This window comes from Stenotrophomonas sp. 57, assembly GCF_030291075.1.
Classification (GTDB): Bacteria; Pseudomonadota; Gammaproteobacteria; order Xanthomonadales; family Xanthomonadaceae; genus Stenotrophomonas.
Genome location: NZ_CP127407.1, coordinates 1,530,515 through 1,543,546, shown reverse-complemented (window position 1 = coordinate 1,543,546; position 13,032 = coordinate 1,530,515). Strand labels below are relative to the sequence as shown.

Here is a 13,032-nt window from a genome sequence, read left to right as displayed (position 1 = left end):
ACGGAGGCCGCTGGCCTCCGTTTCCTGCGTGCCGATGTCTGCCGGCCGCGGCCGGGCATGACCCGGCGCTGCCGTCACATCACCTGCCGGTCTTCACCTCGGTCCACAGCCGGGTGTAGAGCTTGTCGGTCTCCGGCGTGTTGATCGAGTAGGTGAACATCTTCTCGGCCACATCGGCCGGCGGGTAGATGGTCGGGTCGGTACGGATCGCCTCGTCCACCAGCGGGGTGGCGGTCGGGATCGGGTTGGCGTAGTGGATGAAGTTGGTGTTGGCCGCGGCGACCTTCGGTTCCAGCAGGTAGTTGATGAACGTGTAGGCCGCTTCCGGGTGCTTGGCATCCTTCGGGATCGCCAGCATGTCGAACCACTGCGGGGCGCCTTCCTTCGGGATCGAATAGGCCACGTGCACGCCGTTGCTGGCTTCCTCGGCGCGGTCGCGGGCCTGGATGATGTCACCCGACCAGCCCACCACCAGGCAGGTGCCGCCGTTGGCCAGCGAACCCACGTACTGCGAGGAGTGGAAGTTCTGCACGTACGGGCGGATCGACTTCAGCAGGTCGGCCGCCTTCTGCAGCTCGGCCGGGTCGCCGCTGTGCGGGTCCAGGCCCAGATAATGCAGCGCGATCGGGATCATGTCCGCCGGCGTGTCCAGGATGGTCACGCCGCAGTCCTTCATCTTGCTGATGTTCTCCGGCTTGAACACCAGGTCCCAGCTGTTGGCGATGTCGGTGCTGCCGCCGAAACGCTGCTTCAGCATCTCCACGTTGTAGCCGATGCCGGTGGTGCCGATCATGTACGGCACGCCGTACTGGTTGCCCGGGTCCTGGGTGGCGATGCGCTTCATCACCGCCGGATCGAGGTTGGCCAGGTTCGGGATCTTGCTCTTGTCCAGCGGCAGGAACACGCCGGCCTGGATCTGGCGCCCGAAGAAGTTCAGGGTCGGCACCACCACGTCGTAGCCGCTGTTGCCGGCCAGCAGCTTGGTCTCGACCATCTCGTCGCTGTCGAACACATCGTAGGTCACCTTGATGCCGCTCTCCTTCTCGAAGGTCGGGATGGTGTCCTCGGCGATGTAATCGCTGTAGTTGTAGACGTTCAGGACCTGGCTGTCCTGCGCGCCGCCTTTGCCACCGCCACAGGCGGCAAGCATGGCGGAGGCCAGGCCGAGCGTGAGGATACGCAGCTTCATCGGGTGCTCCAGAATGCGGGAAGGGGGGCCGGCGGGGCCGGCAACGGGTGCCAGCCTACCCCCCGGCGGCGGATTTTTCTATTCCAGATGCTCAGACGTTCAGCAGCAGGAACTCGCGCTCCCACGAGCTGATGACACGGAAAAAGGTCTCGTATTCCTTGCGTTTGACCGAGATGTAGGCCCGGCAGAAGCGCTCGCCCAGCAGGGCCTGCAGCTCGCTGCACTGCTCCAGCCCGTCCAGCGCCTCGCCCAGCGAGCGCGGCAGGTTGTAGCCCAGTTCCTTGGCGCTGCCGGTCACCGGCGCGTCCGGTGCCAGCCGCTCACGGATGCCGAGCAGGCCGCAGGCCAGGGTCGCGGCCATCGCCAGGTAGGGGTTGGCGTCGGAGCCGGCGAAACGGCTCTCAACGCGCATGTTCTCGGGTGTGTCCAGCGGCACGCGCAGGCCGCAGGTGCGGTTGTCGAAGCCCCAGTGCACATTGCTCGGCGAGACCTCGCCGAACACCAGCCGGCGGTAGGAATTCACGTTCGGCGCGAAGAACGCCATCGCCTGCGGCGCGTACTTCTGCAGGCCGCCCAGGTAATGGCCGAACACCGGGCTGAACTCGCCTTCGACTTCGGTATCACCGGCAAACACGTTGGTGCCGTCGCTCACCCGCACCAGGCTCTGGTGGATGTGCATGGCACTGCCCGGCTCGTTCTCCATCGGCTTGGCCAGGAAGGTGGCGTACACCCCGTGGCGCATTGCCGCCTCGCGCATGGTGCGCTTGAACAGGAAGACCTGGTCGGCCAGGTCCATCGCATCGGCATGGGTGAAATTGACTTCCAGCTGCGCCGCGCCGGATTCGTGGATCAGCGTGTCCACGTCCAGCTTCATCGCATCGGCGTAGTCGTACATCAGGTCGAGGATCGGGTCGAACTCGTTGACCGCATCGATCGAGTACGACTGCCGCGCCGTTTCCGGGCGCCCCGAGCGACCAGCCGGCGGCAGCAGCGGGAAGTCCGGGTCGGTGTTCTTCTGCACCAGGAAGAACTCCAGCTCCGGCGCCACCACCGGGCGCAGGCCCAGTTCGGCATATCCGGCCAGCACGCGGCGCAGCACGTTGCGTGGCGCCAGCTCGTGCGGCTCGCCATGCTTGGTGTAGCAGTCGTGGATCACCTGCGCGGTGGCATCGGCCGCCCACGGCACCATGCGCACCGTATCCGGGTCCGGGCGCAGCATCATGTCCGAGTCCGACGGCGAGGTCAGCTCGTAGTAGTCGTCAGGGAACTCGCCGGTGACGGTGGTGGCGAAGATGCCTTCGGGCAGGCGCGTACCGTAATCGTGCGAGAACTTGTCGGCAGGAATGATCTTGCCGCGCGCGTTGCCGGTGATGTCCGGCACCAGGCATTCGACCTCGGTGATGCGCCGCTCCTTCAACCAGCGCAGCAAGCTGCTTTCCTGCGGTGCGGGGGGCGTGGCCGTCTTGCGCGGACGCGTTCGGGAACTCATCGGGAATCCAGTCGGTTCTGTTGGTGCTCTCGGCAAGCTTGGCCGAACGCACGGAAAATAGCGTGATAGAACGGCGCCTGCATGACACGCCACTCCGGGTGCCACTGTACGCCGAGCACGAAACGATGATGCGCGCTGCGGGCCGCTTCGACCAGTCCGTCATCGGCCCGGGCCTCGACCTGCAGACCGTCGGCCAGTCGCGCAATACCCTGCCCGTGCACCGAATTGACCTGCGCGCGGTCACCGCCCTGCCACTGCGCCAACCAGCCATCGACGGCCAGGGTGACCGCGTGGGCCGGCCCATACTGCATCTCTACCGGCGCATGCGGGTCTTCCCGGTGGTCGGTCAGACCCGGCACCGCCTGTACCTGCGGATGCAGCGTGCCACCCAGCGCGACATTCAATTCCTGGAAACCACGGCAGATCGCCAGCACCGGCAGATCCAGCGCCAATGCCTCATGCAGCAGCGCAAACGCGTTGGCGTCACGGGCCGGGTCATGCGGGTTGCCCCGCCAGCTGCGGCCACCTTCGTAGTGCTGCGGCTCGATGTTGCTGACCGCACCGGTCAACAGCAGGCCATCAAGCCCCTGCAGCCAGTCGCCAGCCGGCAAAGGAGGCTGCAGGCTCGGCAGTACCACCGGGGTCACTTCGGCGGCCTCGGCCAGCGCGCGCACGTACTTCTCGCCGGCCACCGCGAAGCGGTGATGGCCGAGCACGGTACTGTCGGTGGGCAGGCCCACCCAGGGCAGGCGACGCATGGAAAACTCCTTGGCGTGCCGACACGTTACCCGCCTGTCCGCAACGGCGGCAAGTCGTGGCCGTCACGCCACGGCCGACACGCATCGGCGAAACTAGGCGCGTGAACGCTGATCGTCCTGCCCCGCCCTGCCCCGTTGCCCTGCGCCCGCGAGGCCCGCAGTGAGTGCCGCCTTTCCGCCCAGCTGGTATGCCGCCAGCCTGCCCGAGCCGCCTGCCCTGCCCGCGCTGCGGGGCGACGTGCAGGCCGACGTGGCCGTGCTCGGCGCCGGCTATACCGGCCTGACCGCCGCACTTGAACTGGCTACGCGTGGCCAGCGCGTGGTGGTGCTGGAGGCGCAGCGGATCGGTTGGGGCGCGTCCGGCCGCAATGGTGGCCAGGCGCTGGTCGGCTATGGCTGCGAGGTGGACGAACTGGAGCGTCAGCTCGGTCGTGATGATGCGCGCCACCTGTTCGACTGGTCACGCGACGCGGTGCAGGCGATGCGCGCACGCATCGATCGCCACGGCATTGACTGTCATTGGGTGGAAGGCCACGCCAGCGTCGCCATCCGCGAACGCCATGAGCGCGACCTTCAGGCCAACTGCGAGCATCTGCAACGCCACTACCACTACCCCATGCAGTGGTGGGACCATGATGCCCTGCGCGCACAGCTGGACAGCCCACGCTACCGCGCCGCGATGTTCGATCCGCTCAGCGCGCATCTGCAGCCCCTGGCCTATGCCCGCGGACTGGCCGATGCGGCGCGCGCGGCCGGCGCGGTGATCCATGAGAACTCCGCAGTGACCCGCGTGCAGCGCGGACCGCAGCCCACCCTGCATACCGCGCAGGGAAGCGTGCGCGCTGCGCATCTGGTGGTGGCCGGCAACGCCTGGTTGCAGGGCCTGCTGCCCGAGCTGGAACGGCGGATCATGCCGGTCGGCACCTATATCGGCGCCAGCGCTCCGCTGGGTGCCGAGCGCGCCCGTGCCCTGATCGGCAACAACATGGCCGTGGCCGACACCGCCTGGGCACTGGATTACTTCCGTCTCAGCCACGACCATCGCCTGCTGTTTGGTGGCCGTGCCAGCTATTCAGCACTGCCCCCACCCGGCCTGCGCGGGGTGATGCAGCGGCGCATGCACCAGGTGTTCCCGCAGCTGGCCGACGTGCCACTGGAGCAGGTCTGGGGCGGTTATGTGGACATTACCCGCAACCGCGCCCCGCATTGGGGCCGGCTGGACGGCAACCTGTACTTCGCGCAGGGGTTCTCCGGCCACGGGGTGGCCGCCGCCGGGCTGGCCGGCGAGGTGATCGCCGCCGCCATTGCAGGCCAGAGTGAGCGCCTGGACGTGTTCCAGCGCCTGCGGCATGCCCCCTTCCCTGGCGGCCGGCTGCTGCGCAGGCCGCTGCTGGTGGCGGCGATGTCGTGGTACAAGCTGCGGGATGCGTTGTGGTGAAACAGTGAGCTGACACGGAGAGATTCCGAAGAACTGGCAATTCCTGGACCTCCACAGCAAGTGAAGAGCACTCATCCAGAAGGGCGTGACGGAATTCTCATTTGATCGACAGATCGCATCGGCAATTGCATTATCTATTTCATGCCGATACCGTCCCTCAGAACCGGGTCCCGCGGCGAATGGATGCTGACAGGGAACGTACTAGAGGGAGATGTGCGATTGAACTGGTGGAATGAAGGCCTGCAGTTGAAGTTGCGTATCCGCCCGGCGGGGCTGGTCCTTGCGCTGTTGTACGCCATCGCATGCTGGGCGTCTCGCCAGTTGTCGCTCGACCAGTTCTACCTGCCCGCCGGCGTCCGCGTGGCTGCGGTGCTGTTGTTCCCGCCTCGATGGTGGCCGTACCTGCTGCTGGGCGAATACGCCTACTTTGCGCAGATGCGTGTGCCAATGATCGAGAGGTATGGACTGGCCTGGATAGTGCTTGGTTCGGCACTGCTGATGCCTGCAGTGATGCTGATCGTGCATCTGCACCGGAAAATGATGGTGACCACGAAGAATGCATGGCTGATTTCAGTCGCGGCGGCTTCGGCACTGGTGGTCACGGCGCTCAATCTGATGTTGGCACACCTTCTGTGGCCGACACCACCGGAGATGCCGGTACTTGCGAGCATCGCGCGCCTGGTCGTTGGCGACTTCATCGGCATACTGACCCTTGCACCGCTTGCGTTGCTGTGGACACGCCGGACCGGCAACGCCCGTTGGACATCAGGTTTCGCCCCGCCTGCACTCGCTGCCCTGACGCTGATGGCCATAATTGGCCTGTATGCCGCACAGCTGCCCTTGGACGAAGCCAACGCCAAGACATCGATGCAGCTGCTGATGGCGCTGCCGGTCGTCGTGCTCACCTGTCTGTATGGCTGGCGAGGTGCGGCGATCGGAGTACCGTCGCTCAACTTGATCATTGGCCTGACCACCCCAAGCCCCTACACGGGTGCGTTCGATCCAGCTGCGTTCGCGACCCAGCAGATCATGGCGGTCACCGGCGCTGCACTGCTGGTGCTAGGGTCGCGCATCACCCACTACTACCACCGTTCGCGATTGGGCGAAGTGGGTGAAAGAGATGCGCTCAAGCACGCGCGCAATTCACTGGTGGCAAGCGAGCTTGATCTCCGTGAGCGCGCGCGACACCTGAGGAAGCTGGGGGACGGCATCGACACCTCGCTCAGCGAGGTGGTGAATTGGCTCAATGCGCATGGCCATCCCACGATAGCGAACAGTCTCCTGCATATGGCTTCGGTCCATTCGCGACAGTTCCGCGAACAAACCAGCATGGTCTATCCCGCAGCACTGGAACATCTTGGGCTCTACGTCGCCCTCCAGGCCGGCGGCGTACGCGAAACCTGGGACCTGAGCCATCGCGTGATGCGCCCTCGATTGCTCGGCGATCCCTGTCAGCTCAGTGTCGGCCTGCAGCTGGCCGCCTATCGCGCCCTCACCGATGCCGTTTCGCTGTTGATCAACAGTGAATCCGGTCAGATCAGCATCCGCGTGCGTTGCGGCAGGAGAGGAGGACGCCGCGGCATCCTGATGACGGTCGCACTGCTGGATTCATACCGCAGCCTGTCACCGTCAACCGTCACCGCCACGGTCGAGCGCTTGGCTGGCCGCACGATTGCCTATGGCGGAACAGTGCAGTGCCATCGGAATCGGATACGGATGGCGATGGTGGAGACGGGTGACTCCGCCGCCATCGGCATTGCATCGTTCAACGCTATGGATCACGTGACCACCTCCGGGCAGGGAAACTCGCAGACCCAGATCTGATGGCCGGTGTCCGCCAAAGGGCCGGCCCTACAATAATCGCCCTCTGCCGCGTTCATCGCGGCAAGCGCAGCGGCGCAGGATATCCCGACACCGCTGCGCAACTCTACGTCTTTACGGTGTTTCAACCGACCAGATGACCTCGCCGCCACTACGATAACGCACCAGCGAAAAATCGCTACCGCTGTAGATCTGCGAGCGGCTGGCGCCTGCCGGTATCTGGATCTTCTGCTGGGGCAGCGAAACCTTGGTCGCATTGTTGCCTGCCGGCAGCACCCAGTAGGTCCCCCCTGCGTTGCCGATAATCAGCTGCACGTTTCCGAGGAGGTCGTTCACCTGCAAATAGGTAATGCCATCACGCTGGAATCCATACAGCTGCCAGCTGGGGTCCTGGCTGAGATTGACCGCAGCCGGACTGGCCTGCCCCAACCCAGCCGTAGCCAATGGCTTTCCATGAAAATCCGAGGGACCGCCCGCGATTGCCGGGGCAGCGGCAAGCATCAGAAATCCAGTAGCCGCACCAAAACATGAAAATCGCACAGTGACCTCCAGGTCGAAGTTGAAATCGAGAACCTCCAGCTGATACTAACCGCTTCCCATCTGAGCAATGGGCCAAACGACGAACACGGACGTTTTCGTCCTAAAGTTACACCCGAAACCGCCGCTATCCGTGCCGAGCCCCTCCCTCGTGAGCCACCGCATCATGCCCATGCTGCCGCAGGCCGCCGTCGATGGCGACCTGGCCGATCCGCTGCCGCAGCGGATCCTGCTGGTCGAAAACTCCCGTGCCTTCACCGGCATGCTGCGTGAGGCGATCGAGCAGCGCCTGGAACTGCCGGTGGTGATTGCCTCCACCCTGGCCGAGGCCGACCGCCTGCTGAGCCAAGGCGGCGGCTGGTTCCTGGTACTGACCGGGCTGGTGCTGGCCGATGGCGACCGCGATGCGGTGGTCGAGTTCTTCCTCAAGCGCGACCTGCCGACCGTGGTGGTCAGCGGCGTGTATGACGAAGACCTGCGCAAGCGCGTGCTCCAGCAGCAGATCATCGATTACGTGCTGAAGAACACCCCCGGCAGCATCGATTACCTGGTGTGGCTGGTGCAGCGGCTGGAACGCAACCGCCGCATCGCCGCGCTGGTGGTGGACGACTCGCCGTCCGCGCGCGGCTATGCCGCCGCCCTGCTGCGCATGTACGGCCATGAGGTACACGAAGCGGCCGATGGCAACGAAGGCCTGGCCGCGATCGAGGCGCACCCGGCGATCCGCCTGGCAGTGGTCGACCAGGAAATGCCTGGCATGCAGGGCGTGGAATTCACCCGTCGCCTGCGCACCCTGCGCTCGCGCGACAAGGTGGCGGTAATCGGCATCTCCGGGAATACCGATGCCTCGCTCATCCCGCGCTTCCTGAAGAACGGCGCCAATGACTTCCTGCGAAAACCCTTTTCGCGCGAAGAATTCTTCTGCCGTGTCTCGCAGAACGTGGACCAGCTGGAACTGATCGGCACCCTGCAGGATCTGGCCACCCGCGATTTCCTCACCGGCCTGCCCAACCGGCGCTTCTTCCTGGAGCAGAGCCAGCGCCAGCTGCCGCAACTGCAGCTGCACGGCCAGTGCGTGGCGGTGGCGATGATCGACATCGATCACTTCAAGCACATCAACGACACCTACGGCCACGAGGCCGGCGACGATGCGCTGCGCGCGGTGGCCGGTGCGGTGGCCGCCCATGCGCGCGGCCAGGACCTGATCGCGCGCTTCGGCGGCGAGGAATTCTGCCTGCTGGTGCCGGACATGGAGCAGGACGAGGCACTGCTGTACTTCGAGGGGCTGCGCCAGCGCATCGCTGCGCTGGAAGTGGACATCGGCACCGCCACCCTGCGCATGACGGTCAGCATCGGCCTGTGCTGCCTGCGCCCGCAGCGCGATGCACTGCACCGGTTGATCTCCGAGGCCGACCGCCAGCTGTACCTGGCCAAGGCCGGTGGCCGCAACCGGGTCAGCTGCACCACGGTGGCCAGCCCGCTGCGCCCACGCGAGCCCGCGCTGTCCTGACCCGCACGCTTTGATCCAGATCAACGCCGCCCGCGCAGGGCGGCTCTACAGTCGGCCCCGACATACGCATGAAGGGGAGCCGGGGATGGCACTACTGGTCTGGCAGGACGATCTGAACATCGGCATTGATGTGATCGACCAACAACACCGCCGCATCATCGAGATGCTCAACCACCTGCACGTGGCCCAGGCCAGCATGCAGCGTGCAGCGGTGGGCGAAGTGATCGACGAGGTGGTGGACTACACCATGTCGCACTTCGCGTTCGAGGAAGAGCTGATGGAAGAAGCGGGCTACCCGTTCTGTGCCGCGCACAAGCGCGTGCATGAGGTCTTCATCAAGCGCGTCTCGGAATACCGCATGCGCTTCCAGGCCGGCGAGGACATCAGCGACGAGCTGCGCACCATGCTCTCGCGCTGGCTGTTCAATCACATCCGCGGTGACGACCAGGCGTACGCCGAGCAGGTCAAGGCGCACCTGAACCAGTTCGCCCGCGAGCACCAGGGCGGCGGTTGGCTCGGCCGCACGCTCAAGCGCTTCTTTGGCTGAACCGCAGCGCGCGGCGGTGCAGTGCCACCAGCGCGCACAGCGTCGCCACCGCCGTCAGGCACAGGTAGTAGCCGACCGCGACCAGGCCGAAGCGCTCGGCCAGCCAGGTGGCCAGGTACGGGGCCGGCGCTGCACCGAGGATGCCGGCCAGGTTGAAGGACAGCGACGCACCGGTGTAGCGCACCTCCACCGGGTAGATCTCGGCCAGGAAGGTACCGCAGGGGCCGTAGGTCAGGCCCATCAGGAACAGCCCCAGGCACAGGAAGGCGGTGACCAGCCACGGGCTGTGCGGCTGGAACAGCGGTGCGAAAAGCACGCCGAAGCCGACGATCAGTACGCTGGCGACGATCATCGTGCGCCGCGTGCCCCAACGGTCGCCATAGCGCGCCGACAGCGGAATACCCAGTGCGAAGAACAGCATGCCGGCCATCTGCATCAGCAGGAACTGCTCGCGGCTGTAGCCCAGTACCGCAGTGCCATGGCCCAGGCTGAACACCGTCATCAGGTAGAACAGCACGAAGGTGGCGAACGCCCCGAGCGTGCCCAGCAGCATCGGCACCGGGTAATCGCGCAGCACCGTCCACATCGGCAACCGCACCGGTGCTTTGCGCTCCAGCGCCTGCTTGAAATCGGGGGTCTCGTGGATGTTCAGGCGCACCCACAGGCCAAGGCCGACCAGCAGCGCGCTGGCCACGAACGGAATGCGCCAGCCCCACTGCAGGAAGTCACCCTGGCTCAGGCAACGGCCCAGCACCAGGAAGATGCCGGCCGACAACAGGAAGCCCAGTGGCGCGCCCAGCTGCGGGAACATGCCGTACCAGGCGCGCTTGCCCGGCGGCGCGTTCTCGGTGGCCAGCAGCACCGCCCCACCCCATTCACCGCCCAGCCCCAGGCCCTGGCCGAAACGGCACAGCGCCAACAGCGCCGGCGCCCACAGCCCGATCTGCGCATGGGTGGGCAGCAGGCCGATCAGCACCGTGGACAGGCCCATGGTCAACAGCGCGGCCACCAGGGTGGCCTTGCGGCCGATGCGGTCGCCGAAATGACCGAATACCGCCGAGCCGACCGGGCGCGCGATGAACGCCACCGCGAACGTTGCCAGTGACTGCAGCAGCGCCGCCTGCTCGCTGCTGTCCGGGAAGAACAGGTGCGGGAACACCAGCACGGCAGCGGTGGCATAGATGTAGAAATCGAAGAATTCGATGGTGGTGCCGATCAGGCTGGCCAGCAGGACACGGCGGGGAGAATTCGCAGGTGGCGCGGCAGCGGTGATCGTCGACATCGGCAATACAGGTTGCGGTGGATCGACCGATTCTGCCACGGCCCGGTGGCCACACGCAGCGATGGTTTCAGCCGACACCGATGCCAACGAAAATTTTCTGGACACCCGCTAGGCTGCGCCACCGGTCCCTGCATGGATGCCTTGCCGATGGCTGCAGTTGCGTTGTCGTGGTCCGATTCCCCGAAGCTGCCGCCGATGACGGCGTGGCTGGTGGTACTACTGGTGCACGGCCTGATGGCGGTGTGGTTGTGGGGCACGGCCCGGATCGTGCTGCGCGGCGACGATGGCGCACGGATCTCGCTGCGCTGGCTGCCACCGGAGCTGCCGGCGCCGGCGCCCTCACCTCCGGCGTTGTCGTCCACACCGGTGACGCGCCCGGCTCCGGCGGTGAAGCCCCGCCCGGCCCCGGTTGCGTCGGCAGAAGCCGCAGTGCGTGCGGCGGAGGCGCCGACGGCTTCGGCACCGCTGATCCTGGGGCTGCCTGCGGGCAGTATCGACGGTGGCGATGGCATCAGCGCCGCAGGTGTTGCCCCGCGCCTGATCGGTCGCCGCGAGGTACATCCCGCGTTCGCACCGCGTCGCAACTACTTCCGCATCCGCCGGCAGATGACCCCGGAGCAGATCGTGCACGGTGTGGCGCAGCTGCTGGGGCTGTGGCCGCCGGGGTACATCGTCGACCCGTGCGAACTGGGGAGGCAGGACATGGACTATTTCCAGAATGCCGTTGAGAAGGACGACCGGGACCTGCTGCGCGCGGCGGTGCTGCAGGTGAGCGCGCGTTGCCGGTAGGTCGATGGGTGTCTGCCTTCTGTAGAGCCGAGCCATGCTCGGCTGCTCTTTGCGAAAAGCAGCCGAGCATGGCTCGGCTCTACAAGGAGCGAATGGCCGTCCGGCGGGCGCGTTGTTACAACTGGATCCAGGTGGCCTTGAGCTCGCTGTACTTGTCAAACGCGTGCAGCGATTTGTCGCGCCCGTTGCCGGACTGCTTGTAGCCACCGAACGGGGCGGTCATGTCACCACCATCCCAGCCATTCACCCACACGCTGCCAGCGCGCAGTTGCCGCGCAACACGGTGGGCCCGGGCCAGGTCGCGCGTCCATAGACCTGCCGCCAGCCCATAGCGGCTGTCATTGGCCACGCAAACCGCCTCGGCTTCATCCTCGAAACCAAGCACCGCCAGCACCGGCCCGAATACTTCCTCGCGCGCCAATGCCTGGTCCGGATGCACTTGGTCGAACACCGTGGGCTGCACATAGCAACCGCCCGCCGCCACCTCGGCCCGATGGCCACCCAGCAGCAGACGAGCGCCCTCGCCTTCGGCACGCGCGATATCGGCCAGCACCTTGTCCACGTGCGCGGCGTCGACCAGCGCACCCATTGGTGCATCGGCGTCCAGTGGATGCCGGGGCTGCATGTGCTGGCCGTAGGCAATCACCTGGTGCACGAAGTCCTCGCGGATCGAGCGCTGTACCAGCAGCCGTGAACCGGCGGTGCACACTTCGCCTTGGTTGAAGAAGATGCCCTGGGCCACGCTCTTGGCTGCTGCGTCCAGGTCCGGTGCGTCGGCGAACACCACGTGCGGGCTCTTGCCGCCGCATTCCAGCCAGACCCGCTTGAGGTTGGACCGCCCCGCATACTCCAGCAGCTTTGCGCCGGTGGCGGTGGAACCGGTGAAGGCCAGCACGTCCACGTCCATGTGCAGTGCCAAAGGCTCGCCCACGCGCGCGCCATGGCCGGGCAGCACGTTCAGCACCCCCTCCGGCAGGCCCGCCTCGGCGGCCAGCGCCGCCAGCCGCAATGCACTCAGGGGCGAACGCTCGGACGGCTTGAGCACCACCGAATTGCCCATCGCCAGTGCCGGGGCGATCTTCCAGCAGGCCATCAGCAGCGGGAAATTCCACGGCACGATCGCCACCACCACGCCTGCGGCCTCGCGCGTGACCAGGCCCAGCTCATGCGGTCCGGTAGGTGCGATTTCGCCATACAGCTTGTCCACTGCCTCGGCAGTCCAGGTCAGGCAGCGCACCACGCCGGGCAGGTCGATACGGCGTGCATCGCGCACCGGCTTGCCCATGTCCAGGGTTTCCAGCAGGGCAAGCTCGTCGGCGTGTTTTTCCACCAGCCCTGCCAGGGCCAACAACACGCGCTTGCGATGGGCCGGGCTCGCCTGCGACCAGTGGCCCGCATCGAAGGCACGCCGCGCCGCCAGCACTGCGCGCTCCACGTCCTGTGCGTCGCAGTCGGCAACCGTCGCCAGCACGCGGCCATCAATCGGACTGATGCAGTCGAAGCGCGCACCGTGGGCAGCATCGACGTAGCGGCCATCGATGAATGCCTGGGTCGGCATCGACAGCTGCTGGGACAGCGCCTGCCAGTGGCTGCGGTCGGGAAAGTCGGCCATGCGCGGCTCCTCGGAACAGTTTCCCCGGTTATACCGGCGTGGCCGCGACTCCGCCGTGAC

Annotated in this window: 11 protein-coding genes; 5 read left to right on the top strand and 6 right to left on the bottom strand. The window is 66.1% G+C overall.

Features of this window, described 5'->3' with window-relative positions; all coding sequences use genetic code 11:
• Positions 1-79 precede the first annotated feature (79 nt).
• The 3 genes from QP512_RS07040 to QP512_RS07030 form a co-directional block, all read right to left on the bottom strand.
• Positions 80-1,189, bottom strand: a complete 1,110-nt coding sequence (locus QP512_RS07040; RefSeq protein WP_286071496.1) for a polyamine ABC transporter substrate-binding protein — start codon at positions 1,187-1,189, stop codon at positions 80-82.
• Positions 1,190-1,280: 91 nt separating this feature from the next.
• Positions 1,281-2,678 (bottom strand): glutamine synthetase family protein, encoded by a 1,398-nt coding sequence (locus QP512_RS07035; RefSeq protein ID WP_286071495.1) that lies wholly within the window; start codon positions 2,676-2,678, stop codon positions 1,281-1,283.
• Positions 2,675-3,436: a gamma-glutamyl-gamma-aminobutyrate hydrolase family protein gene (locus tag QP512_RS07030; RefSeq protein ID WP_286071494.1), complete on the bottom strand. Its 762-nt coding sequence runs from the start codon at positions 3,434-3,436 to the stop codon at positions 2,675-2,677. Before QP512_RS07030 ends, QP512_RS07035 begins: the two co-directional genes overlap by 4 nt.
• A 199-nt stretch (positions 3,437-3,635) precedes the next feature.
• Between QP512_RS07030 and QP512_RS07025 the strand changes: the two genes are divergently transcribed.
• Positions 3,636-4,874, top strand: a complete 1,239-nt coding sequence (locus tag QP512_RS07025) for an FAD-binding oxidoreductase (protein ID WP_286072003.1) — start codon at positions 3,636-3,638, stop codon at positions 4,872-4,874.
• Between the two features lie 213 nt (positions 4,875-5,087).
• On the top strand, positions 5,088-6,698 hold the full coding sequence (locus QP512_RS07020; protein ID WP_286071493.1) for an MASE1 domain-containing protein: 1,611 nt from the start codon (positions 5,088-5,090) through the stop codon (positions 6,696-6,698).
• A 111-nt stretch (positions 6,699-6,809) separates the two neighbouring features.
• Here the strand turns inward: QP512_RS07020 and QP512_RS07015 are convergent, their stop codons facing one another.
• Positions 6,810-7,196: a hypothetical protein gene (locus QP512_RS07015; RefSeq protein WP_224329155.1), complete on the bottom strand. Its 387-nt coding sequence runs from the start codon at positions 7,194-7,196 to the stop codon at positions 6,810-6,812.
• 202 nt (positions 7,197-7,398) lie between these two features.
• On the opposite strand from QP512_RS07015, the gene QP512_RS07010 reads away from it, so the two are divergent.
• Entirely contained in the window at positions 7,399-8,742 is a 1,344-nt protein-coding gene (locus QP512_RS07010; protein ID WP_286071492.1) for a diguanylate cyclase, read from the top strand.
• An 85-nt stretch (positions 8,743-8,827) separates the two neighbouring features.
• Positions 8,828-9,289, top strand: coding sequence for a bacteriohemerythrin (locus QP512_RS07005; protein ID WP_004151683.1), 462 nt, complete (start codon positions 8,828-8,830; stop codon positions 9,287-9,289).
• Here the strand turns inward: QP512_RS07005 and QP512_RS07000 are convergent.
• Positions 9,270-10,562, bottom strand: coding sequence for an MFS transporter (locus tag QP512_RS07000; protein ID WP_286072002.1), 1,293 nt, complete (start codon positions 10,560-10,562; stop codon positions 9,270-9,272). The two genes, QP512_RS07005 and QP512_RS07000, sit on opposite strands and share 20 nt — an antisense overlap.
• Before the next feature lie 156 nt (positions 10,563-10,718).
• Here QP512_RS07000 and QP512_RS06995 point away from each other — a divergent pair, with 156 nt between their 5' ends.
• A complete protein-coding gene (locus QP512_RS06995; protein WP_286071491.1) occupies positions 10,719-11,360 on the top strand; it encodes a hypothetical protein in 642 nt (213 codons plus the stop codon).
• Between the two features lie 115 nt (positions 11,361-11,475).
• On the opposite strand, the gene QP512_RS06990 is transcribed toward QP512_RS06995, so the two are convergent.
• Positions 11,476-12,972 carry an aldehyde dehydrogenase gene (locus tag QP512_RS06990; protein WP_286071489.1) on the bottom strand — a complete coding sequence of 499 codons (1,497 nt, stop codon included), beginning with the start codon at positions 12,970-12,972 and terminating at the stop codon, positions 11,476-11,478.
• Positions 12,973-13,032: the final 60 nt, after the last annotated feature.

What these genes read in the sequence shown, in the direction of transcription:
- QP512_RS07040 (WP_286071496.1), bottom strand. Translation starts at nt 1,189, where the DNA reads ATGAAGCTGCGTATCCTCACGCTCGGCCTGGCCTCCGCCATGCTTGCC.
- QP512_RS07035 (WP_286071495.1), bottom strand. Translation starts at nt 2,678, where the DNA reads ATGAGTTCCCGAACGCGTCCGCGCAAGACGGCCACGCCCCCCGCACCG.
- QP512_RS07030 (WP_286071494.1), bottom strand. Translation starts at nt 3,436, where the DNA reads ATGCGTCGCCTGCCCTGGGTGGGCCTGCCCACCGACAGTACCGTGCTC.
- QP512_RS07015 (WP_224329155.1), bottom strand. Translation starts at nt 7,196, where the DNA reads ATGCTTGCCGCTGCCCCGGCAATCGCGGGCGGTCCCTCGGATTTTCAT.
- QP512_RS07010 (WP_286071492.1), top strand. Translation starts at nt 7,399, where the DNA reads ATGCCCATGCTGCCGCAGGCCGCCGTCGATGGCGACCTGGCCGATCCG.
- QP512_RS07005 (WP_004151683.1), top strand. Translation starts at nt 8,828, where the DNA reads ATGGCACTACTGGTCTGGCAGGACGATCTGAACATCGGCATTGATGTG.
- QP512_RS06995 (WP_286071491.1), top strand. Translation starts at nt 10,719, where the DNA reads ATGGCTGCAGTTGCGTTGTCGTGGTCCGATTCCCCGAAGCTGCCGCCG.
- QP512_RS06990 (WP_286071489.1), bottom strand. Translation starts at nt 12,972, where the DNA reads ATGGCCGACTTTCCCGACCGCAGCCACTGGCAGGCGCTGTCCCAGCAG.